The sequence below is a fragment of the Rhizobium hidalgonense genome, from assembly GCF_005862185.2.
GTDB classification, from domain to species: Bacteria; Pseudomonadota; Alphaproteobacteria; order Rhizobiales; family Rhizobiaceae; genus Rhizobium; species Rhizobium hidalgonense.
Genome location: NZ_CP054027.1, coordinates 3,811,938 through 3,834,608, shown reverse-complemented (window position 1 = coordinate 3,834,608; position 22,671 = coordinate 3,811,938). Strand labels below are relative to the sequence as shown.

Sequence of the window (22,671 nt, the reverse complement as noted above, 5' to 3'; positions counted from 1 at the left end):
TTCCTTTGAAGACGATGGAACTTGAAACGCTTTGTGACGAGCGTCTCGGGAAATCTCCGACCTTGGCACGGGCCTTGATCCGGACGCGGGTGGCCCGGTTGAAGCGCCAGAGGAACAATGAAATGGAGCGCGATCCCGACATGGCAAGCCATGTCGTCGAAACTGCACTCCGCACAGAATTTGCTTGAATCTAGGGCGATTGCGGCGGATTGAAAGAATTCTTTCTACAATTTTCTATTAGTAGAACATTCAATCCGGATTGCGCACGGCAGCGATGCGCCAGGCCTGACGATATCAGTTGATCATTTGCGGCCGTTATGCGGATGTTGGCAGCCGCCCCTCATTCGCCTGCCGGCAGCGACGGGGGTCGAGCCACGGGTCTCGACCCGTCCTTCGGACCCCCGCTCGCGGGGCGAAGGGGATATGCCGCCACCTCTCGTTCCTCATCCACGCCTCGTTTGGCACGTGCCCTCGCCCCGCAAGCGGGGAAAGGGTTAGCGTGAGGGGCAATCTCGAATGCCTACTTCGCCAGCTTCGCCAGCGCCGCAACCAGCCCCTGCGTCGAAGAGTCATGCGATGCAGCACTCTCCTTGCCCTCGACGACAGGCAGCAGGCCGGTTGCCAGTTCCTTGCCGAGTTCGACGCCCCATTGGTCGAAGGAGTTGATGCGGAAGAGCACGCCTTCGACGAAGACCCGATGTTCGTAGAGCGCGATCAGGCGGCCGAGTGCGTAGGGGGTCAGCTTGTCGTAGACGAAGGTGATCGACGGACGGTTGCCGGTGAAGACGCGGTGCGGCGCGATGAAATCCGCCTTCTTGTCGTCCATGCCCTTGTCGGTCAGCTGCTTCTTGGCTTCGGCGAAGGTGCGGCCCTTCATCAGCGCTTCCGACTGGGCGAGCACGTTGGAGATCAGCAGCTGGTGCTGGTGGCGCAGCTCCGGCTCGAAGGCGTTGGCGGCGATCATGAACTCGGCCGGGATGATGCTCGTGCCCTGATGGATCAGCTGGTAGAAGGCGTGCTGGCCATTGGTGCCGGGCTCGCCCCAGACGACCGGGCCGGAATTGCCCTCGACCGGCGTGCCGTCGATGGTCACACCCTTGCCGTTCGATTCCATGTCCAGCTGCTGCAGATAGGCCGGGAAACGCGACAGGCGCTGGTCATAGGGCAGGATGGCGCGGGTGGGGTAGCCAAGCACATTGCGGTGGTAGAAGCCGATCAGGCCGAGCAGCATCGGCAGGTTTTTGGTAATTGGCGCCTTACGGAAGTGATTGTCGACGGCATGGGCGCCGTCGAGGAACTTGCCGAAATTGTCCGGGCCGACCGCGATCATCAGCGGCAGGCCGATCGCCGACCAGATCGAGTAACGGCCGCCGACCCAGTCCCAGAAGCCGAAGACTCGGGCGCTGTCGATGCCGAAGGCGGCAACCTTGTCGAGCGCCGTCGAGACGGCAGCGAAATGGTGCTGGACGGCGGCTTCGCCGAGCGCCTTGGCAATGAAATTGCGCGCCGTCTGCGCATTGGTCATCGTCTCGACTGTCGTGAAGGTCTTCGAGGCGACGATGAAGAGCGTCGTCTCCGGCTGCACCAGCTTCAGGATATCGGCGATATGGGCGCCGTCGATATTGGAGACGAAATGGGCGCGCGGACCGTCGTGGAACGGGGCAAGCGCCAGCGTCGCCATGACGGGGCCGAGATCCGAGCCGCCGATACCGATATTGATGACATCGGTGATCGCCTTGCCGGTCGCGCCCTTCAGCGTGCCGGAGCGGATGCCGTCGGCAAACCTACCCATGGCGGCAAGCACCGCATTGACATCGGGCATGACATCCTTGCCGTCGACCAGCACCGGCGTGTTGGAGCGGTTGCGCAGAGCGGTATGCAGGACGGCGCGGTCCTCGGTGAAATTGATCGCCTTGCCGGAGAACATTTCCTCGCGCTTCTTTTCGACGCCGCCTTCTTCGGCAAGCTTGACCAGGAGCTTGAGGATCTCCTCGTTCACCGCCGTCTTGGAGAAATCCATCAGCAGGTCGTCGAGCGACACGGAGAAGCGCGAAAAGCGCTGCGGATCGGCTGCGAAGGCGGCACGGATGTCGGTTGCCTTGGTGGCATCAGCGGTGCTTTTCAGCTGTTCGACGATGGCGTTCATGGGAGGCTCCTTTGGAGGCGGAAAGGTTGCGGAAACTATTCGCTTTATCGGGGGCAAATCAAGTTCAGCCGCCGCTCCAATATGAAAAAAGCCAGCCGCGGGGGAGCGGATGGCTTTAATTTCATTACAGCGCCGCGCGTCCGAAAGAAGCGCAAAGGACGCTGTAACACATTGAATTCGTCAAACTCAGCCGCGCAGGTCCTTGCGCAGGATCTTGCCGACTGGCGACTTCGGCAGCTCGGTGCGGAACTCGATGAAGCGCGGGCGCTTGTAGTTGGTGAGGTTGGCAATGCAATGCGCCTTCACCTCGGCTTCCGTCAGGTTAGGATCTTTCCTGACCACGAAGAGTTTCACTGCTTCGCCCGAATGGCCGTCCGGCACGCCGACGGCCGCCGCCTCGAGGATGCCGGCATGCATGGCGGCGACTTCCTCGATCTCGTTCGGATAGACGTTGAAGCCGGAAACCAGGATCATATCCTTCTTGCGGTCGACGATCTTGGTGTAGCCGCGCGCATCCATGAAACCCATGTCGCCCGAGCGGAAATACCCATCGGCGGTCATCACCCGCGCCGTCTCCTCCGGCTTCTGCCAATAGCCGGCCATCACCTGTGGCCCGCGGATGCAGATCTCGCCGACATCGCCGAGCGGCAGAGAATGGCCGTCCTCGTCGCGGATATCGAGGTCGGTGGAGGGCATCGGCAGGCCGATCGAGCCGGTGAATTCGGGCGAATCGAAGCGGTTGGCGGTGGCAACCGGCGAGGTCTCGGAAAGGCCATAGCCCTCTGTCACCGCCGTGCCGGTCATCTTTAGCCAGCGTTCGGCGACGGGGCGCTGGACGGCCATGCCGCCGCCGAGCGACATGATCAGCGGCGAGAAATCGAGCTTGGCGAAATCGGCATTGTTCATCAGCGCATTGAACAGCGTGTTGAGGCCGGGGAAGATGTGCACGTCCGACTTGCCGAATTCCTTGACGAGGCCGGGAATGTCGCGCGGATTGGCGATCAGGATGTTGCGGGCGCCGAGCGACATGCCCATCAGCGAATTCACCGTTAGCGCGAAAATATGGTAGAGCGGCAGGGCGCAGAGGAAATTCAGCACCTCCGGCTGTTTCTTGCGCTCGAATGCCGATCGCAGCCAGAGCGACAGCTGCAGCTTGTTGGCAAGCAGGTTTGCATGCGTCAGCACCGCGCCCTTGGCAACGCCCGTCGTGCCGCCGGTATATTGCAGGAAGGCGATATCGCTGCCGGCAAGCGTCACCGGCTGCAGCGTCTTTTTCGCCCCTTCGCGCAGCACCTGGCCAAAACTCTTGTGCTGAGGGATCGACCAGGAGGGAACGAGCTTCTTCACCTTGCGCACGAGGAAATTGACGATCAGCCCCTTGGCCCCCAGCATTTCGCCGAGCGAGGTGACGACAACATGCTTGACGTCGGTCTTGTTCAGAACCTGCTCGACGGTACGGGCGAAATTCTCCAGCACGAAGATCGCCTTGGCGCCGGAATCGCGCAGCTGATGTTCGAGCTCGCGCGGCGTATAGAGCGGGTTGACGTTGACGACGATAAGGCCGGCCCTCAGAATGGCGTAGGTCGCGATCGGGTTCTGCAAGACGTTCGGCATCATCACCGCGACACGGTCGCCCTTCTCAAGGCCGGTGCTCTGCAGCCAGGCGGCGAGTTTGCGCGTCTGGCTTTCCAGCTCGTGGTAGCTCATCGCCTTGCCCATGCTGGCAAAGGCGATGCGGTCGGCATAACGGGCGCAGGATTTTTCGAGCAGTTCCGCCAGTGAGGCATGCTCCAGCGGCGGAAGCTCGGCCGGAACCATATCCGGATAGGCGGCAAGCCAGGGTTTTTCGGGCTTGGCGCCGTTCGGATGGACGGAAATGCTGTTCATTTTATCCTCTCTCCCTTGCGGCCGCCGTGCCGGCATTGCGCCGGGAATCGACTGAAGGATCCTCCATCTTCCAGTCCGCAGCTTATGCCATTGCCTGAACGGTTCAAGCCGAGATTGAAGCTATACTAACCTTGACGTAAACGTCAATATTCACCGGCCGCGCAATTGTGCCGAGGACGGGAACTTTGAGTCCGCCATGGCGTTGATCTTGCATACCCAAACCGAGGAAACACCTGAAGGAGGTGCACAATGTTGACTCAGGATACCGACGCCAGCCGCCGCGACCCGAATGAAAAAAGCACGCATTCGCTGATCGCCAGTGACCGCGTCGAAGGCACCCGCGTCTATGGCGCCGACGGCAAGCATATCGGCTCGATCGAACGCCTGATCATCGGTAAGCTCGATGGCCGCGTCGCCTATGCCGTGCTGAGCTTCGGCGGCTTCCTGGGCATCGGCCACGATCACTATCCGCTGCCCTGGGAAAAACTGAACTACGACACCCAACTGGATGGCTATCGCATCGACCTGACCAAGGAACAAATCGAAGGCGCCCCGAGCTATGCGGACGATGACGACAGCTGGTACAACGATAATGGCCGCCGGGTCTATGATTACTACGGCGTGCCGCCTTACTGGATGTAACGTCGTCCGATAGGCCGAACTGGAAGGGCCCCGTGGAGGCGGGGCCTTTTTGGTGTTGGTGATGTCGTGGCTTGGCACGTGGTGGGTGCTTTATCAGACAGGCGCCACCCCACCCTCATTCCTGTGCTCGTCACAGGAATCCAGTGCGCCCAAGTCCTTGGGCGCGGAAGACTTTTCCGCTTGAGGTGTCGAGTGGCTGGATTCCTGTGACAAGCACAGGAATGAGGGAGGTAGAGAACACGGCGGCTCCAAATTTTTCAAACGGGTAGCCGGTGCAGCCCGGACACGAGAGCTCTTTAGTTCCCCGCAACAAGATCATTGGCCGATCGCAGCACGGTGCCGACGGTGATATCTTCTGCCACGATCGCCTTCGCCGTCCTCACCGCAAACACATGGCTCTCGCCCGGCAGTAACGTTACCAGCATCGAATCGACCACCGCATCCGGGTCCAGCCGATCCGCCATCAGGCAGAGATCCTTGAGGAAATTCGCAGCCGTCACCTTTATCGCGTAACCGCCGTCGATCCCCCTAACATCCACGCTCAGCCGCGGCGCTTCCAGGTTGAGGTCGATATCCTCGACGAAATAGTGAAAAGCCCGCCGGTCGAGCATCTCGACGACAATCACTTCATCCCTAGGTAAGTCCGGAGTGACAATATCACCCGGCAGCGGAAACTCCTTCGCTTCGAAGCGGTCGCAGAGCAGCCGCCAGAATTCGAATTCGGCAAGCACTGTCCCGTCGAGCTTCAAACGCTTGCCGGCAATCTTTGCCCGCCAGAACAGCGTCCGCTCGTTGACCGCCACCGCCGCAAGCCCATCACCGCGCGGCTGGATCGTCAAGAGGCGCGGGTCATAGGCTGATTTCAGCGCATACCAGAGCGGCTTGCGGCGCCCGGCCGAATCGAGTGCGGCCCAGGAGGTCACCGGCCAGCAGTCGTTGAACTGCCAGACCACGGCGCCCTTGCAGATATCCCGATGTGAGCGCAGGTGCTCGATGGCGAAGCGGATGGCGCGGGCCTGGTTGAGCTGGGTGGCGAAGTGCCAGTCCTCCATCGACTTCGGCTCCGGCAGGTGGCCGATAAGGCCGCGGATCAGCTTGTCATTGCCTTGCGTCGCCTTCTGATGGTGGAAGACGCCGTTTGATTGCGGCGTCAGCGGCTGATCGTGCACGCTTTCTTCGATCGTCGCCCAATTGGCCGGCGCCTGCCAGCCGAATTCGGAGCAGAAGCGCGGGATATAGTTGCGGTAGACCTCGTAGCCGACATCGTTCCACACGTCCCAGATATGTTTGCAGCCATGCGCATCGGCATTCGGCGCGATCTCCATCGATCCGGAATAGGGACTGCCGGGATAATAGGGCCGGTCGGGATCGAATTCACAGCAGAGCCTCGGCAGTAGGTCGAGATAGTAGCCGAGCCCCCAGCTTTCGCCCGCCTTGATGATCGGCCGCCAGCCCCATTCGTCGAAGCCCCAGATATTCTCGTTATTGCCGTTCCAGAGGACCAGGGAGGCATGCGGCATCAGCCGCACGACATTGTCGCGCACCTCAGCCTCGACTTCGCTTCGAAGCGGTTCCTCCTCCGGATAGGCGGCGCAGGCAAACAGGAAATCCTGCCAGACCAGCATGCCGATGCGGTCGCAGGCCTCGTAGAATTCGTCGGTCTCGAAGATGCCGCCGCCCCAGACACGCAGCATATGGATATTGGCGCTCTTCGCCTCTTCGATCCGGGCGGCATAGTGCTCGGCCGTCACCCGCGACGGAAAACAATCGTCGGGAATCCAATTGGCGCCGGCGATGAACAGCGGCACGTCGTTGATGACGAAGGTGAAGGCCGAACCGTGCGCATCGGCCGCGGTGTCGAGCCTGAGCGAACGGAAGCCGAGTTCGCGCTCAAAGCTGTCGAGCTGATCGCCGCTGATCTCGTCGATCAATCTGAGCGTCAGGGGGTAGAGCGGCTGCGCCCCGAGATGATGCGGCCACCAGAGCTGCGGCGAGGGCAGGGTAATCTCCAAGGCGACCATGTCTTCGCCAGGCGCGATCGCTGCAGTCGTGGTCACACCGCCGATCTCGGCGGTCAGCCGGCACGGGCCGGGATTGCCGTGGCGTGCCAGCCTCGCATGCACCTTCACCAGCCCGTCGCCGCCGGCAAGCGTGGCCGACACCCGTGTCTCGGCAAGCCGCGCCCGGTCCCAGCTTTCCAGTGCGACCGGCTTCCAGAGGCCCGCCGTCACCAGCGTCGGCCCCCAGTCCCAGCCGAAATTGCAGGCCATCTTGCGCATCAGATTGCCCGGTCCCGGATAATTGTTGGGCCGGTAGCCGTACTGTTTCTCCATCTCGGCGCCGTAGGCATAGGCGGAGCGGAAGGTAACGGAGAGTTCGTTCTCGCCTGTTTTCAGCAGCCCGGACACATCGAAACGGTAGATGCGGTGCATGTTGAAGCTGCGGCCGATCTCTTCGCCATTGAGAACGATGGTGGCGATCGTATCGAGCCCGTCGAAGACCAGCTCCTGCACCCTGCCATCCTCGCGCGTCGCCTCGAATGTGCAGCGATAGGTCCAGTCGGTTTTGCCGATCCAGTCATTGGTGATCTCGTTGACGTCGACATAGGGATCGGCAATCAGCCGGTTGGCGAGAAGGTCGAGATGCACGCATCCCGGCACCGTTGCAGCTATCGCATCGGGTAATCCGGTCCTTCCTGTATCGTTACAGGTCAGCGTCCAGCCGGAATTGAGCTCGGTCTTTTCGATCATCGGATATTCCTAGAGAAACCGGCCGTGGCGCTGCAGCACTTCGATCTTGTAGCCGTCTGGGTCGCTGACGAAGAAGAACAGGCCGAAGAGCTTGCCGTCGCGGTTGAGCTCCACCAGTTCGCCGGGTTTGAACCCGAGTTTCGCCAGCCGCGCGCGCTCGACCGCGACTTCCTCGACCGAGACGGCGAGATGGCCATAGGCATTGCCGAGATCGTATGGCTCAGTCCGGCCCTTGTTGACCGTCAGCTCCAGCTCGAAGCCGGTCTCGGCGTTGCTCAGATAGATCAGCGTGAAAGTGTCGAAATCGACGCGGTCGGCAACCGAGAGGCCGAAGGCCTTGCTGTAGAATTCGACCGAGCGCGCCTCGTCGAGAATGCGGATCATGGAGTGGATCATCTTCGCCAAGGCGGCCTCCCGTTGAATCGATCGCTGCAGCCTTGGTAGCGGTCCTCTTACGCCGGGCGCAAGCCGATTCTTCGGGTAATCGCGCCTTCGACGAGGCCCATGGCGTCATAGATCAGCACTGCCATCAGCCCGACGATCAGCCCGCCCTGCAGGATGAAGGCGGTATTGTCGGAGATCAGCCCGGCGATGATCACTTCGCCGAGCCCCTTGGCCGCAACTGTCGAGCCGATCGTCGCCGTGCCGATATTGATCACGGTCGCGACCTTCAGTCCTTCGAGGATCAGCGGCAGGGCGAGCGGCAGCTCGACGCGGAAGAGCCGCTGCGTGCCGTTCATGCCCATGCCGTCGGCGGCATCGAGCACCTGCGGCGACACCTGCTTCAGCCCGGCGACGGTGTTTTCGAAGATCGGCAGCAGGCCGTAGAGGAAGAGCGCAATCAGCGTCGGCATGGCGCCGAAGCCGGTGGCAGGCACCGCGAGCGCCAGCACCGCGACCGGCGGAAAGGTCTGGCCGGCATTGGCGATGGCCCGTGACAGCGGCAGAAAGTCGGCGCCGCTTTGCCGTGTCACGAAGATGCCGCCGGCAACGGCGAGCACGGCGCTGCAAACGATCGATCCGACCACCAGCTGCAGATGGCCGGCGGCCAGCGAGGCAAGGCTGTTCTGGGTATAGACGGCGGGCGCATTGTTGTTGGTCAGCGGCGTAAACAAGAAGGAAAGCCATTCGGTCCGGAACAGCAGGATCAACAGCAGGGCGAGTGCGGCCAGCCGGAAGAGATTGGCGACGACGAGCTTCATGCCTTGCGGCCCAGTTCGAGCAACCGCGTCATCGAGATCGATCCCACCGGCGCCCTTTCACCATCCTGCACCGCCGCCTCGTCGACCCCTTGCCAGATCATTTCGGCCAGCGCATCGCGCAGGCTGAGCGACTGCGGCAAGGAGTAGGAAAGACCGCTCTTGGCCGGCGCCATGCTCTCCTTCAGCGGCAGCAGCGACATCAGCTTCAGCGCCCGGTCGGAGGTGCCTGTGAGTTGCTGCACGAAGGGATCGGCGGGTTCGGTCAGGATTTTTTCCGGCGTCGAGCATTGCAGCAATCGGCCCTCGCTCATCACGGCGATCTGGTTGCCGAGATGGAAGGCCTCGTCCATATCGTGGGTGACGAGGATGATAGTGGTGCCGAACTGCTTCTGGATCGCCAGGAGGTCGTCCTGCGCCTTGCCGCGGATGACGGGATCGAGTGCGCCGAAGGGTTCGTCCATCAATAGCAGCTCGGGTTCGGCCGCCAGCGCCCGGGCGACGCCGACGCGCTGCTGCTGGCCGCCGGAAAGCTGATGCGGATATTTCTCGGCAAATGTCGCCGGATCGAGGTTGAACAGCCCGAGCAGTTCCTCGACCCGGCTGGAAATGCGCGTGGCATCCCAATCGAGAAGCTGCGGGACGGTGGCGATATTCTGCGCCACGGTCCGGTGCGGGAAGAGGCCGTGCCCTTGGATGGCATAGCCGATCTTGCGGCGAAGCTCGGTTACCTCGACGTCGGCGACATTCTGACCGTTGACGAAGATCTGACCTTCGGTGATCGGTACCAGCCGGTTGATCATCCGCATCAGCGTCGATTTGCCGGAGCCCGAGGTGCCGACGATGACGGTGATCTCGCCCTTCTCGACGTTCATCGAGACGTGGTCGACGACGGTGGCCGCGCCATAGCGCTTGGTGACGTTGCTGATCTCGATCATGCTCATGCGGCGGATCCCCGGATGCTGTCGATGACCGCATCGAGGATGACGGCCGATGAGAAGGCGAAGAAGACGGTCGGCACGGCGCCGAGCAGGACGAGGTCCATCGCCGTCTGGCCGAGTCCCTGGAAGATGAAGATGCCGAAGCCGCCGCCGCCGATCAGCGCGGCAATCGTCACCATGCCGATTGCCTGCACCAGCACGATGCGGATGCCGGTGAGGATGACCGGAAAGGCAAGCGGCATGTCGATACCGGTGAGGATCTGCCGGCGTGTCAGCCCCATGCCGGCGGCGGCATCCCGCACCGAAGGGTCGACGCCCTGCAGGCCGACGACAGTGTTGGCGACGATCGGCAGCAGCGAATAGAGCACGAGTGCAATCAAGGCCGGCGCCGTGCCGATGCCGCGAATGCCGATGGCAGCCGCTAGCGCCACATGGGTGGCGAGATAACCGAGCGGCAGCATCAAGAGGCCGAAGAGCGCCAGGCTGGGGATCGTCTGGATCAGGCTGAGCCCCTGCAGCACGATGGCCCGCAGCCTCGGCACCCAGAAGCAGAGAATGCCGAGCGGCAGGCCGAGGACAACGGCGATGGCAAGCGAGCCGAAGGCCAGCAGCAGATGTGAAATTGCTTCCGTCTCGAACTGCGGCGCCCGCGTCGAAAATTCCTTCATGATCGACAGGCTGTCGAGCAGGCCGGACGAGAGGAAGGCAAAGAGCAGCGCCGCATAGGCGACAAGCGCTGCGACCCGCATCCACGGCGCCAGCCGGATTTTAACCAGTGCATCCGAGATGATCAGCCCGATCACTGCAAACAGCACCCAGAAACCGCCGCCGGGCGTCATGCGCGCCACGGTGCTGCCCGGCGGTGTGGCCGCGGCCGAAACGAGGCCGATCGCAATGATCAGCGCCGCAAGGCAGAGGGTGGCGATGACAAGCCGTGCAAGGGCATGGCGCAGGAACAGCGTCGCAAAGGCAGTCAGAACGAGAAGGATGGTAAGGATGATGACAGAGGGCTGGGGAAGAAGCTGCGTCAGCAGCATCGGCTTGCCGGCGGCGATGCGGTTCGCCTTGACATAGATGAAGGGCATCAGCGCCGTCGCCGCAATGCCGCCGGCCACCAGAACCACGCCGAGCCGGTCCAGCCTGCGGACCGCTGAGGTTTCTTCCATCGATCCAACCTTATGGGAAAGACGCTCCGCCCGCGACCGGGCGGAGCAAGGGCTGCTACTTCAGGAAGCCTTTTTCCTTGAGATAGGCTTCGGCGACGGATTTTGCCGGCTCGCCATCCACCTGGATCTTGGCGTTGAGTTTGCGCAACTCGTCGGCGCTCAGGCTCTTGAAGATCGGTGTGAGCACTTCCTCGATCTTCGGGTTGGCCTTCAGCACTTCTTCGCGGATGATCGGCGTCGGCGCATAGACCTGCTGCACGTTCTTGTCGTCTTCGAGAACGGTGAGTTCGGCCGCTTGGATCGCGCCGTCGGTGCCGTAGACCATGGCGGTGTTGACGCCGTTGGTCTGGTCGGCAGCCGCCTTGATCGTCGCCGCCGTGTCGCCGCCGGACAGCACGACCATCTGGTCCGGCTTCAGCTGGAAGCCGTAGGTCGTCTGGAAGGCGGGAAGCGCGCCGGCCGAATTGACGAATTCGGCCGATGCCGCAAGCTTGGCTTCACCGCCGCCGGCCACCCATTTGCCGAAATCCGTCAGGCTCTTCAGCTTGTTCGGCTCGGCGACGTCGTTGCGCACGGCGAGCGCCCAGGTGTTATTCGCAGGCGACGGCGTCAGCCAGACGATCTTGTTGGCGTCGTAATCGAGCTTCTTTGCCAGCTCGTAACCCTGGTCGATGTTCTTCCAGGCCGCGTCATCGGCCTTGTTGAAGAAGAAGCCGGCGTTGCCGGTATATTCCGGATAGATGTCGATTTCGCCTGCGGTGATCGCTTTGCGCACGACCGGTGTGGCGCCGAGCGCGATGCGGTCCTGCGTCTTGATGCCGTTGGCTTCGAGCGCGAGCGCAATGACATTGCCGAGCAGCGTGCCTTCCGTGTCGATCTTCGACGAGACCACGACATCCGCGGCATGGGCCGCCCCCGCCGCGAAGGCGGTGAGCGAGACGGCAAGTGCGAGTTTCTTCAGCATGGAAAGTCCCCTTGGTTGACATCGTTGAACGTGGCGAAGGCTTCGCGCGGGAGCCTTGCGGGCAGGAAGTCCGCCGGCAGGGGAGGCGAGGCCGCCATCATGCCGGAATTGCGTGCGTCATGGAAATAGCGTGCACGTTCGAAAAATCGATGCAAGCCCCCTCCAGTTTTTGCGGCCGCACCACGATTATGGCGGCGAACACATCTCCGTGCGCGGAAACGCATTCCCTTTTCCGCGGCCGGCGCGATTTGTTTTTGTCCCCTTGCGTGTTTCCACGGCGTTCCGGTGCTGGTCGGTGGTTTTCCGCCGCCCGGATCTTTTTATTCGGGAAACGATAGCCCGCCTCTTTCGAGGCAGGGATATCTTTTTTCGTGAACACATCATATCGTCCGGTTTTTCCAGCGCTTTCCGGAGCCGCCATTTGCATCTCGGTGCCCTGTTCATCGCCCACCAAGTCCTCGCTTCCGGTTCGGTGCGCCAGACCGCGCGGCGTTTCCAGCTATCGCCGTCTACTGTCTCGACGGCCATCCACCATATCGAGACCGAACTGGCGATGAAGCTGATTGAGCGCACCTCCGGCGAGTTGGTGACGCTGATTGCAAGCGGCAGGGTGCTGGAAGGCCTGGCGCCGCTCACCGCGGCGATCGGCGAACTCGGCCAGCTGGCCGGTCACGACGGCGCCGACACAGACGAGGCCTGGGTTTCTCGCATTCCCATCAAGATCGTCACGATCGAGCGGTTTCTCGAAGTGGCCGATCAAGGCAGCATCAACCGTGCTGCCCGCCGCCTTCGCCTGGGTCAGCCGCAGCTTTCGCTTCAGCTTGCCAATCTTGAGAAATTCCTGGGTGCTCGCCTCTTCGAGCGGCAGGCGCAGGGCTCGGTGCTGACGGAGGAGGGCAGGCGCGCCTACCAGATTTTCACGACGGTCAGCCAGGCCTGGAACGATCTGAAATCGCAGGCCGACGAGCGTTATCAGCGCACCGCCCGGTCGCTGCGCATTGGCTCGATCATCCCGACCGGCTCGGAAAGCTGGGTGGCGCGCTGTCTCGCCGCGCTGGTCTCCGAATGGAATCTGGACCGCAACAACAATGCGATCTCGCTGGTCTCGATGACCGCCGACGATCTGCGCGAGGCGCTGAAGAGTGGCCGCATCGATGTCGCGATCCTGGATTCGGTCTTCGGGCTGGAAAGCTTCCGCCATCGCAAGCTGCTGCAGACCGAGATGGTGGTGATCGCCCCGCCCGACAGCACCGGCACCGGCGTCGCCGATCTCGTCGCCGCTCACCCGATCTGCATGCCGAGCCCGCGCACCGGCCTCGGCCATGCGGCCATGGCCTTTAGCGACGAGCGCGCCCCAAACCGCCGCCTGCGCAGCCGGGATATCACCGCGGCGGATTCGCTGCCCGTGATCGTCGACCTCGTCGCCCATCACGGCTACGTCTCCTTCCTCGGCCGGGTCAGCGCCGTGCCGATCGCGGATAAGGTGCGCATCGTCGATCTCGACGAACATCTGCCGATGTCCTATCACGTCGCCTTCAACCACCGCAAAGCCGCCGCCGATGCCTGCGCCGTCATCATCGAGGCGGCGGCGCGCATTACGTCGGAACCTGTCGCACAGACCGACAGCGCCAGGGAGAGCGCAGCATGACGATTTCGCTTGAGGTTTGCGTGGACAGCGCCGAAGGCCTTGCTGCCGCAATCGACGGCGGCGCCGGCCGCATCGAACTCTGCTCGGCGCTGGAGCTCGGTGGCCTGACGCCGCTGCCGAGCCTCATGCAGATCGCCGCCCGGGCGCCCATTCCAATCTACGCGATGATCCGCCCGCATGCCGGCCCCTTCATCTTCGCCAGGGCGGACGAAGAAGCGATGATGCTGGATATCGATGCCGTGCGCGCCGCAGGACTCGCCGGCGTCGTCATCGGCGCCAACCGCCCCGATGGCACGCTCGACATGCCGCTGATCCACCGGCTGAAGGCGTATGCTGCCGGGCTCGGTTCGACGCTGCACCGCGCTTTCGACCTGGTGCCGGATGCCGATCAGGCGCTGGAACAGGCGGTCGAACTCGGCGTTGAGCGCATCCTCACCTCCGGCTGCGCGCTGAAGGCCGCCGACGGCCTCGACACGCTGAAGCGTCTTTCGGCCAAGGCAGACGGCCGCATCTCGATCATGCCCGGCAGCGGCATCCGCCCCACCAATGTCACCGCCATCTTGCAGGCAACCGGCGCCCGCGAGGTCCACGGCTCCTGCAGTTCACCGGTCGAAAGCCGCGATCCGCGCGCGGTGGCCTTTGGTTTCGAGGCGAAAAGCTCGAACCGGACGGATAGTGCGGTGGTCAGGGAGATGTGCAGGGCGATTGCGTCAATGGAGCGTTAGCGGTCTCGCAATTCCGGACTGAAAGTGTTTTTGCGATTTTGAAACGCGAATGCAGTGCTTGCCGCATGGGTCCTCGGGTCAAGCCCGAGGACGACGGAGTGTGGTGTTGGCACTGCGGCAAAAAAGCGTCGTAGACACCAAACGATAAGCAAATTGGGACCGCGGGTTCTCCCCATTTTTGCGCGATCCCGGACATAAAAACCGGCGCCCAACTTTGATTGCTCCAAGCGTCGCTCTTGCCGGTCGCTGCCCCCACCCTCCGTCATACTCGGGCTTGACCCGAGTATCCACGCCGAGCACTCCACGCGCATGTTGTGCGTCGACTAACCACCAACCCGGATCACCGCCTTGATCAGCCCGCTCTTCTCATGCGCCCAGCGGGCGAGGTCGCGCGGTGCGTCGGCGAGCGTCGTGCGGTGGGTGATAAGTTTATCCACCGGCACCAGGCCCTTGGCGATCGAATCGGCCACATGTTCGAAATCGGCGCGGGTGGCGTTGCGGCTGCCGATCAGCATCATTTCGCGTTTGTGGAATTCCGGGTCGGAGAAGCGGATATCGTCCTTGACGACGCTGACCAGCACCAGCGCGCCGCCATGGGCGACGAAGGAGAAGGCCTTTTCCATCGACGGGCCGTAGCCCGTCGCGTCGAACACCACGTCGAAACCGTCGCCGCCGGTCTTTTCCTTGACGGCATCCGCCGTTGCCTCGTTGGCGACGATGCCGGAGGTGAAGCCGAAGCGCTCGGCGGCCATCTGCAGCCGCTCGGCGCTGGTATCGAGCAGCGTCACTTCATGGCCGGCGATGCGTGAGAAGATCGCTGCCCCGACCCCGATCGGGCCGGCGCCGATGACGAGCGAGCGCGCGCCGGCGCCGGTCAGCGAGCGGCGGACCGCATGGGCGCCGATCGCCAGAAATTCGGTCGTCGCCGCCGCTTCGAGGCTCAGTCCCTTGGCGGGATAGAGGTTCTCGGCCGGAACCGAAATTTCCTCGCAGAACGCGCCGTCCGTATGGACGCCGAGCACCTTGATATTGGTGCAACAATTCGGCTTGCCCTTGATGCAGGCGACGCATTGGCCGCAGGAGAGATAGGGATTGACGATGACGGGCGTGCCGATGGCCATGGCAACGCCATCGCCGGCTTCCAGCACCGTCGCCGAGATCTCATGCCCCATCACCCGGGGATATTCGAGGAAAGGGTGCTTGCCCTCGAAGATATGATAATCCGTGCCGCAGATGCCGACATGGCTGACGGCAAGGCGCACCCAGCCGGCTGCGGGAGCCGTAGGCGAAGGACGCTCGACGATCTCGAGCACGCCGGGTTCCCGGCAAACAACTGCTTTCATGACGGGGCTCGCATTCTTCGTTCTTTACTGGTGTCGTGCCACTGCTGTTCGGTTCGTGCGGATAGCTGCCTCGCCCTAACCCTCTGCCGTAAACCGGGCGAAGGGACGTGCCCAGCGAGGCGTTGGCGAGGGACCGAAAGGTTGCGGCCTGGTCCCTTCTCCCCGGTGCGGGGAGAAGGTGGCGGCAGCCGGATGAGGGGCAGGCTGCGATCTCTTGCTCGCCTCTCAATTGCTCTTGCGGCGGCGCAGCTGGTCGAAGAACACGATCACGATGATCAGCAGACCGGTGATGATGCGCTGCCAGAAGGAGTTGACGTTCAGAAGGTTGGCGCCGTTGTTGATGGTGGCGAGGATGAAGGCGCCGATCAGTGGGCCGTGCACGGAACCGACCGCGCCGAAAAGGCTGGTGCCGCCGATGACCGAGGAGGCAATCGCCTGCAATTCCCAGCCGTCGGCCTGCGTCGCATTGCCGATCGCGATGCGCGAGGCAAGCAGCACGCCGACGAAGGCGGCAAAGCCGGCCGAGAGGATATAGGCGAGATAGATCATGCCCTTGACGTTGACGCCGGAAAGGCGCGCCGCTTCCGCATTCGAGCCGACCGCGAAGAGATAGCGGCCCCAGCGGCTCAAATGCAGGAAGACGAAGGAGGGCACCGCCACCAGGATGACCATCCAGAACAGGCTCGGAATGCTGAGGAAATCGGCCCGCGCGAAATTGCTGAAACTCTCGTCGGTGATGCTGATCGTCGAGCCGTTGGTGATCAGCAGGCCGATGCCGCGCAGCGACGTCAGCGTTGCCAGCGTGATGATGAACGGCGGCAGGCCCATATGCACGATGCCGAAGCCGTGAAAGGCGCCGATCGCCACGCCGATGGCGAGCGTTAGCACGATCGCGCCCCACAGCGGCACGCCGGCCTGCAGCAGCCAGGCGATGATGACGGTGCAGAAGCCGACGATGGCGCCGACCGAAAGGTCGATGCCGGCGGTGATGATGACGAAGGTCTGGCCGAGCGCCAGGATCGCGGTCATCGCCCCCTGACGCAGCAGGTTCGAGATGTTGAGCGGCGTCCAGAAGCTCGGGGTGACCAGCCCAAGCACGACCCAGAGGAAGATCAACAGCCCGATCAGCGTCAGGCCGAACAGGATGTTCATTTTCCGGCGCGGCGGCGGCGCGACGATTTCGGTGGGGGTGGCAGTCATGAATTTTCTCCCTCTTATTCTTGTGGCTCAGACGCCGATCGCTTCGCTGAGCACTTCTTCATGCGTCGCCGCGTGATAATCATGGCTGGCGACGATCTTGCCGCCGCGGAAGACGTGCAGCCGGTCGGCCAGTTCGTAGACCTCCGGCAGGTAGGAGGAGATCAAGATGATGCCGGCGCCCTCCTTCAGAAGCTTGGCGAATAGCCGATAGATTTCCGCCTTGGTGCCGACGTCGACGCCGACTGTCGGCTCGTCGAAGATGAACAGCCTGGCGCCGTGGCTCAGCCACTTGCCGATGACGATCTTCTGCTGGTTGCCGCCCGACATGCTGGAGGCCGGAACCCGCCGGCTCGGCGTCTTGATGCTGAGATTGCGGATCTGATTGTCGGCATTCGCCGATTCCCGCGCGTGGTTGATGACCGGCCCGTGGCTGAGGCGCCCGAACACCGGCAGGTTGATGTTGAGGCCGATCGACTGATTGAGGCAGAGCCCCTGGTCGCGCCGGCTTTCCGGCGCCAGAGCGATGCCGAGCTCCATGGCCGTGCGTTCGTTCCTGATGTCGACGCGCTTGCCCATCCAGTGGATTTCGCCGGCGCTTGTCGGCTGGCGACCGTAGAGCCCGAGCGCGAATTCGCTGCGTCCGGCGCCGATCAGGCCATAGAGGCCGACAATCTGTCCGGCCTTGACGCTGAGCGACACGTCCTCGAAGCCCGGACCCGAAAGGCCCTTGACGTCGACGATCGTCTGGCCGATCGCAATCTCTTCCTTGTGATAGATCTGTTCGATCGAGCGGTTGATCATCAGCGCGATCAGCTCGGCGTCGTTGGTCTCGCCGATCAGGCGCGTGCCGACATGCGTGCCGTCGCGCAGCACCGAGACTCGGTCGGCCAGCTCGAAGACTTCTTCCATGCGGTGGCTGATATAGACGATGGTGACGCCTTCGCCCTGAAGGCGGCGGATCAGCTTGAACAACTGTGCCGATTCCTGGCGTGTGAGATAGGCGGTGGGTTCGTCGAAGATCAGGAATTGCGTGCCGCGCATGGCGGCGCGCGCGGTCGCCACCAGCTGCTGCTGGCCGATCGTCAGCGAGCTCAACAGTGCGCCTGCCGGCAGTCCGAAGCCGAGATCGTCGAGCACGGCCTGCCCCATCTTCTCCATCTGCTTCTTGCGCATCAGGCCGTAGCGGTTGACCTCGTCGCCGAGGAAGAGGTTGGCAGCGACCGTCAGGTGCCGGCAGAGTACGACTTCCTGGTGGACGGCGTTGATGCCGCGGGCGATCGCCTCGTTCGGCGTCGACAGCCCGACAGGTTGGCCGCACCACAGCACTTCGCCGGCGGTGCGGGTGATGACGCCGGTCAGCAATTTGATCAGGGTGGATTTGCCGGCGCCGTTTTCGCCGACGATGGCGTGAATTTCACCGGCGAGAAAGGTCAGCGTCGCCGGCTTCAGCGCCTGCACATGACCGTAATTCTTCTGCAGGCCTTTGAGTTCGAGGATAGGCGATCCGGCGGGAATTCGATTGGCTTCTTTCAGCGTCGCGCTGTCATCATGGCGATGACTGACCTCTTCCAGTCCGATCATGGACCTCTCCTCCTTCTTGTCACGTCTGCTCTCCATCCCCTGGTAAAGCATGGCCCCTGGTAACCATAACATGGATGGAAAAAGCCGCGCCGGTTTTTGAAGCCGGCGCGGCCTGGTCTTGTCGTTTACTTGATTTTCGGGTTCAGCAGCGCGTCGATCTTCGGATCGGCCATGTTCGCCTTGGTGACGAGGTTGGCGCCGGTGTCGACATTGGCTTCGACCTTCTCGCCCTTGGAGACGGCAAGCGCGGTCTTGATGCCGTCATAACCCATGCGGTAGGGGTCCTGAACGACCAGGCCGGCAATGGCGCCGTCCTTGAGGAAGCCGACCGTCTTGTCGTCGCTGTCGAAGCCGATGACCTTGATCTTGTCGCCGAGCTTGTTTTCGGCGATCGCCTGGCCGACACCCTGTGCCAGGATGAGGTTCGAGGCGAAGACGCCGACGAGTTTCGGGTTAGCCGTGATCAGGTCGGTCATCATGTTGAGGCCGGTCGTTGCCTGTCCATCGCCGTACTTGTCGGCAATGACCTTCAGACCCGGATGCTTGGTCTTGACCTGATCCAGGAAGCCTTCGCGGCGCTGTTCCAGCGAGCCGACGCCGGGAAGGTTGGTGAGGATGACGATTTCGCCCTCTTCCTTGCCCGTCATCTCCTTGATGGCGGCAGCCAGGCCGTCGGCGGCGATACGGCCGCCCTGAACGTTGTCGGTCGTCAGGAACGAGCTGAATGCCTTGGAGTCGGCGCCGGAGTCGATGCCGATGATCGGAACCGACTTGGCGGCTTCATCGATCGGCTTGCCGAGCGCCTTGAATTCGGTCGGCGAAATGACGATGGCGGCCGGCTTGCCGGCAACGGCGTTTTCCAGAATGCTGATCTGACCGTTGATGTCGGATTCTGCCTGGGCGCCGAGTTCCGGCACGTTGACGCCGAGATCCTTGCCGGCCTTGCGGGCGCCGGCCAGAACGATCTGCCAGTAGAAGGACGTGGTGTCCTTGACGATGATCGGGATTGTCACGTCGGCGGCAAAGGACGTGACCGGCATCGCCGTGGCGATGACGGCGGCACCCGCGAGCGCGGTAAAGGCGCGGCGCGACAGAAGGGATTTCATGATGGTCATAAGGGTTCTCCTCTCAAGATGCGTTCTCCTCCAATAAACCGGACCGCTGAACGCTGGCGGAGGGTTTTTATCGATAAAAAACATTTGCAGGCTGAAGCTAGCCGAGGCGCAATCAAATTGCAAGGGTGTCGATCGCGCTTTTTTGCTTTGCTAAACTCCGCCCAAGCAACTGATTTTATTTCAATACAACGATACCCTAAAATAGGTATCAGCCCAGATCGACCTCATGCGGATGCACGACGCCCTTTTTTAAAATCAGGTTGCCATACAGTCGAAACTCGGTGGTCGCGACGATATAGGCAGCCTTGCGGGCCATTGCGTAAAAGGCGAACCGCTCCACCGGCACGATGCGGAAATCGCCGGCGCGCCGGGAAATGATTTCTTGGAACTCGGCGCAGACCTCCGGCACGGCCTGTGGGTCGCCGACAACCTCCATCCGCCAGGCCGTTTCCGGCACGAAAGTGTCGAGCGGCATGTGGGCGAGGATCGCCTCGGCCATCGCGGTGGCGCTGACGCCGTCGGCGCGGATGACCGGCGGCCCCATCGAGCCGGAGGGGAAATTGGCGTCCGAGATGACGATGTCGTCGCCATGCCCCATGGTCTTCAGCGCATGAAGCAGGTCGGGGCCGAGCAGCGGATGAATCCCTTTGAGCATAGTGTCTCCTCAGACTCGGACGGCTTCGGCGCCAAGCGGCGGCGCAACCAGCGTATAGGGTTCGAATTCGCCGTAGATCGCCTCGGCAAGCCGCGGCTCGACGATTTCCATGTTGCGCATCAGGCTCGAAGGTTTCGCTGTGCCGATCAGCACCGAGGCGACGATCGCCTCGTTCAGCGGAAACTGTATGGCGGCAGCCGCGAGCGGCACGCCATGGCTTTTGGCGATTGCCTCCATCGCGCCGACCTTGGCAAGCACCTCGTCATCGGCCGGCATATAATCGAAATGCGACCCCGGCACCGGGCCGGTGGCGAGAATGCCGGAGTTGAAGACGCCGCCGATGACCAGCGACGTGCCCTTCTGCCGGCAGAGCGGCAGCAGTTCGGCGACGGCTGAGCGGTCGAGCAGCGTATAGCGGCCGGCGAGCAGAATGCAGTCGAGGTCGGCGTGGCGCATGACGTCGAGGCAGACCGGCACTTCGTTGACGCCGAGGCCGAAGGCGGAAATCGCGCCTGACGAGCGAAGCTCCTCCAGCGCCTTCACGCCGGAATCGAGAAACTGTTTCAGGTAGACCGCATTTTTTGCCGCGCCATGAGTGTAGCCGCCGAGATCGTGCACGTAGAGAATGTCGATGCGGTTGAGGCCGAGGCGGGCATAGCTGAATTCGACCGAGCGCATGATGCCGTCATAGGAATAGTCATAATCAGCATCGAAGGACAGCGGATCGACATAGCCGTAATGGGGCACGGTGCCCGTCGGTACCGGCCGCAGCAGCCGGCCGACCTTGGTGGACAGCACGTAACTGCCATCCGCCTGGTCACGCAGGAAATCGCCGACGCGGCGTTCGGCGAGACCCAGCCCATACCAGGGCGCCACGTCGAAATAGCGGATGCCGCTGTCCCAGGCCGCCTGCAGCGTGTCGATCGCCACCTCGCGCGGGCATGCGCGGTAAAGACCTCCGAGCGCTGCCGCGCCGAAACTGATTTCGGTCACCTCCAGCTTGGTCTTGCCGATCCGTCTCGTCTTCATCATTCCCCCTCACGAAGAACTTGAAATTCGCTATCTCAAGCCATCCCGGGAAAGCTGTGAAGCGGTCTCGGGAAGCGCATAAACAAGGATTAGAGCGTTGCGCCCAGATGCCACGGCACGAATTCATTGTCGCCGTAGCCGAAGAGCTCGCTCTTGGTTTTCTTGCCCGAGGCCGTATCGACGATCAGCTCGAAGATCTCGCGGCCCTTGCCGCTGATCGTCGCGTCACCGGTGGCGATCGTGCCGCAATCGATGTCCATGTCCTCTTCCATCGAGGCATAGAGCGCCGAATTGCTGGAAAGCTTCAGCGACGGCGCCGGCCGGCAGCCGAAGCAGCTGCCGCGGCCAGTGGTGAAGGCGATCATGTTGGCGCCGCCGGCCACCTGGCCGGTCGCCGAGACCGGATCGTAACCGGGTGTGTCCATGAAGACCAGGCCGGGGGCAGTGACCCGCTCGGCATAACCATAGACCGCCGTCAGCGGCGAGCGGCCGCCCTTGGCAACCGCGCCGAGCGACTTTTCCAGGATGGTGGTGAGCCCGCCGCGCTTGTTGCCGGGCGACGGGTTGTTGTCGAGCGAAGCGCCGTGCAGGGCTACATAGTCTTCCCACCAGGCGATCTTCTCGTCGAGCTTCTTCGCCACCTCGTCGCTGACGGCGCGGCTGCGCAGCAGATGTTCGGCACCATAGATTTCCGAGGTCTCCGACAGGATCGCCGTGCCGCCGGCCGCTGCCAAAAGATCGGCCGCGACCCCCAGCGCCGGATTGGCGGTGATCCCGGAAAAGCCGTCGGACCCGCCGCATTGCAGGCCGATGATGATCTCACCGACCGACATTGGCACGCGTTTTTCCTTGCCGACATCGGCGGCGATCTCGCGCAGCATGCCCATGGCGCGCTCGACAGCGCGGCGCGAGCCGCCGGCATCCTGAATGTTGAAATGCCGCTTGGAGGCGCCGGCGCCGCTCTGGCCGTAGAGCGTCAGCTGATTGACCTCGCAGCCCAGGCCGATCATCAGCACGCCGCCGAAATTGACATGCCTGGTATAGCCGGCAAGTGTGCGGTGCAGCACGTTCATGCCGTCGCCGGTAGAGCTCATGCCGCAGCCCTGGTCGTGTACGATCGGCACGAAACCGTCGATGCCCTCGTAATGCGGCAGGATCGTCCGGTTCGCCTCGTCGGCGATTGCCCGGCAGACCGTGGTGGAACAGTTCACGCTGGCGATGATGCCGATATAGTTGCGCGTCGCTGCCCGCCCGTCGGCGCGGCGATAGCCCATGAAAGTCCGCGCCTTGTCGTCGGCAGTCGCGGTTTCTGGCGCCGAATTGGCGGTCGCAGCCAAGCGGTCGTTTTCGAAATGTAGATTGTGGCTGTGCACATGATCGCCGGCCTTGACCTCGGCCGTGGTACGGCCGATCGCCTGTCCGTATTTCACCACCGGGGACCCAAGCGGAATATCGGCAATTGCCACCTTGTGGCCGGGATCGATTTTCTGGCGGGTTTCGATGCCGGCAACCGTCGACCCCGGCGCGATGGCCGTCGTTGCGACCGCGACATTGTCACCGGCCGACAGGATGATCCAAGGCAGTTTGTCCAAGTCTCTTCTCCCTGGAGCGTGGTGCCGAAAGTATGAGCGGTTTCGACATCATGCTCTAACTTTTGAATCTAGGAAACGCTCGCTGCAT

General features: G+C 62.6%; 20 protein-coding genes. 4 read left to right on the top strand and 16 right to left on the bottom strand.

Annotation, left to right across the window (positions count from 1 at the left end; all coding sequences use genetic code 11):
• The first annotated feature begins 5 nt into the window (after positions 1-5).
• Positions 6-188, top strand: coding sequence for a hypothetical protein (locus FFM81_RS18600; RefSeq protein ID WP_133118168.1), 183 nt, complete (start codon positions 6-8; stop codon positions 186-188).
• 332 nt (positions 189-520) lie between these two features.
• Here the strand turns inward: FFM81_RS18600 and pgi are convergent, their stop codons facing one another.
• Both pgi and FFM81_RS18590 read right to left on the bottom strand, forming a co-directional pair.
• Positions 521-2,146, bottom strand: coding sequence for a glucose-6-phosphate isomerase (gene pgi, locus FFM81_RS18595; RefSeq protein WP_138385435.1), 1,626 nt, complete (start codon positions 2,144-2,146; stop codon positions 521-523).
• A gap of 186 nt (positions 2,147-2,332) precedes the next feature.
• Positions 2,333-4,033, bottom strand: coding sequence for a long-chain fatty acid--CoA ligase (locus FFM81_RS18590; RefSeq protein ID WP_138385436.1), 1,701 nt, complete (start codon positions 4,031-4,033; stop codon positions 2,333-2,335).
• Between the two features lie 249 nt (positions 4,034-4,282).
• On the opposite strand from FFM81_RS18590, the gene FFM81_RS18585 reads away from it, so the two are divergent.
• A complete protein-coding gene (locus FFM81_RS18585; RefSeq protein WP_003570670.1) occupies positions 4,283-4,675 on the top strand; it encodes a PRC-barrel domain-containing protein in 393 nt (130 codons plus the stop codon).
• 296 nt (positions 4,676-4,971) lie between these two features.
• Here the strand turns inward: FFM81_RS18585 and FFM81_RS18580 are convergent, their stop codons facing one another.
• The 7 genes from FFM81_RS18580 to FFM81_RS18550 form a co-directional block, all read right to left on the bottom strand.
• The gene (locus tag FFM81_RS18580; protein WP_138385437.1) at positions 4,972-7,425 is read right to left on the bottom strand and encodes a glycoside hydrolase family 2 protein; all 2,454 of its coding nucleotides are present in this window, start codon (positions 7,423-7,425) and stop codon (positions 4,972-4,974) included.
• A gap of 9 nt (positions 7,426-7,434) precedes the next feature.
• Positions 7,435-7,830, bottom strand: coding sequence for a VOC family protein (locus FFM81_RS18575; protein ID WP_097537349.1), 396 nt, complete (start codon positions 7,828-7,830; stop codon positions 7,435-7,437).
• A 47-nt stretch (positions 7,831-7,877) separates the two neighbouring features.
• On the bottom strand, positions 7,878-8,627 hold the full coding sequence (locus FFM81_RS18570) for an ABC transporter permease (RefSeq protein ID WP_003570664.1): 750 nt from the start codon (positions 8,625-8,627) through the stop codon (positions 7,878-7,880).
• Positions 8,624-9,568: an ABC transporter ATP-binding protein gene (locus FFM81_RS18565; protein WP_003570663.1), complete on the bottom strand. Its 945-nt coding sequence runs from the start codon at positions 9,566-9,568 to the stop codon at positions 8,624-8,626. The genes FFM81_RS18570 and FFM81_RS18565 overlap by 4 nt, the downstream gene beginning before the upstream one ends.
• Positions 9,565-10,731 carry an ABC transporter permease gene (locus FFM81_RS18560; protein WP_003570662.1) on the bottom strand — a complete coding sequence of 389 codons (1,167 nt, stop codon included), beginning with the start codon at positions 10,729-10,731 and terminating at the stop codon, positions 9,565-9,567. Before FFM81_RS18560 ends, FFM81_RS18565 begins: the two co-directional genes overlap by 4 nt.
• 55 nt (positions 10,732-10,786) lie before the next feature.
• Positions 10,787-11,695 (bottom strand): glycine betaine ABC transporter substrate-binding protein OsmF, encoded by a 909-nt coding sequence (osmF, locus tag FFM81_RS18555; protein ID WP_003570660.1) that lies wholly within the window; start codon positions 11,693-11,695, stop codon positions 10,787-10,789.
• A 97-nt stretch (positions 11,696-11,792) separates the two neighbouring features.
• Entirely contained in the window at positions 11,793-12,146 is a 354-nt protein-coding gene (locus tag FFM81_RS18550; RefSeq protein WP_128398363.1) for a hypothetical protein, read from the bottom strand.
• On the opposite strand from FFM81_RS18550, the gene FFM81_RS18545 reads away from it, so the two are divergent.
• Together FFM81_RS18545 and FFM81_RS18540 are read left to right on the top strand one after the other, a co-directional pair.
• Positions 12,117-13,343 (top strand): LysR family transcriptional regulator, encoded by a 1,227-nt coding sequence (locus tag FFM81_RS18545; RefSeq protein ID WP_138385438.1) that lies wholly within the window; start codon positions 12,117-12,119, stop codon positions 13,341-13,343. The genes FFM81_RS18550 and FFM81_RS18545 overlap by 30 nt on opposite strands.
• Positions 13,340-14,068 (top strand): copper homeostasis protein CutC, encoded by a 729-nt coding sequence (locus tag FFM81_RS18540; RefSeq protein WP_097537350.1) that lies wholly within the window; start codon positions 13,340-13,342, stop codon positions 14,066-14,068. The genes FFM81_RS18545 and FFM81_RS18540 overlap by 4 nt, the downstream gene beginning before the upstream one ends.
• Before the next feature lie 323 nt (positions 14,069-14,391).
• Here the strand turns inward: FFM81_RS18540 and FFM81_RS18535 are convergent, their stop codons facing one another.
• From FFM81_RS18535 to FFM81_RS18505, 7 genes are all read right to left on the bottom strand, one after another.
• Entirely contained in the window at positions 14,392-15,411 is a 1,020-nt protein-coding gene (locus FFM81_RS18535) for a zinc-binding alcohol dehydrogenase family protein (RefSeq protein WP_138385439.1), read from the bottom strand.
• A 225-nt stretch (positions 15,412-15,636) separates the two neighbouring features.
• The gene (locus tag FFM81_RS18530) at positions 15,637-16,611 is read right to left on the bottom strand and encodes an ABC transporter permease (RefSeq protein WP_003570656.1); all 975 of its coding nucleotides are present in this window, start codon (positions 16,609-16,611) and stop codon (positions 15,637-15,639) included.
• A gap of 27 nt (positions 16,612-16,638) precedes the next feature.
• A complete protein-coding gene (locus FFM81_RS18525; RefSeq protein ID WP_003570655.1) occupies positions 16,639-18,192 on the bottom strand; it encodes a sugar ABC transporter ATP-binding protein in 1,554 nt (517 codons plus the stop codon).
• Between the two features lie 125 nt (positions 18,193-18,317).
• A complete protein-coding gene (locus tag FFM81_RS18520) occupies positions 18,318-19,307 on the bottom strand; it encodes an ABC transporter substrate-binding protein (RefSeq protein WP_003570654.1) in 990 nt (329 codons plus the stop codon).
• Between the two features lie 208 nt (positions 19,308-19,515).
• Positions 19,516-19,962, bottom strand: a complete 447-nt coding sequence (locus FFM81_RS18515) for an RbsD/FucU family protein (protein WP_138385440.1) — start codon at positions 19,960-19,962, stop codon at positions 19,516-19,518.
• Positions 19,963-19,971: 9 nt separating this feature from the next.
• Positions 19,972-20,991 (bottom strand): aldo/keto reductase, encoded by a 1,020-nt coding sequence (locus FFM81_RS18510; protein WP_003570652.1) that lies wholly within the window; start codon positions 20,989-20,991, stop codon positions 19,972-19,974.
• Between the two features lie 89 nt (positions 20,992-21,080).
• Positions 21,081-22,583, bottom strand: a complete 1,503-nt coding sequence (locus FFM81_RS18505; RefSeq protein WP_138385441.1) for a UxaA family hydrolase — start codon at positions 22,581-22,583, stop codon at positions 21,081-21,083.
• Positions 22,584-22,671 lie beyond the last annotated feature (88 nt).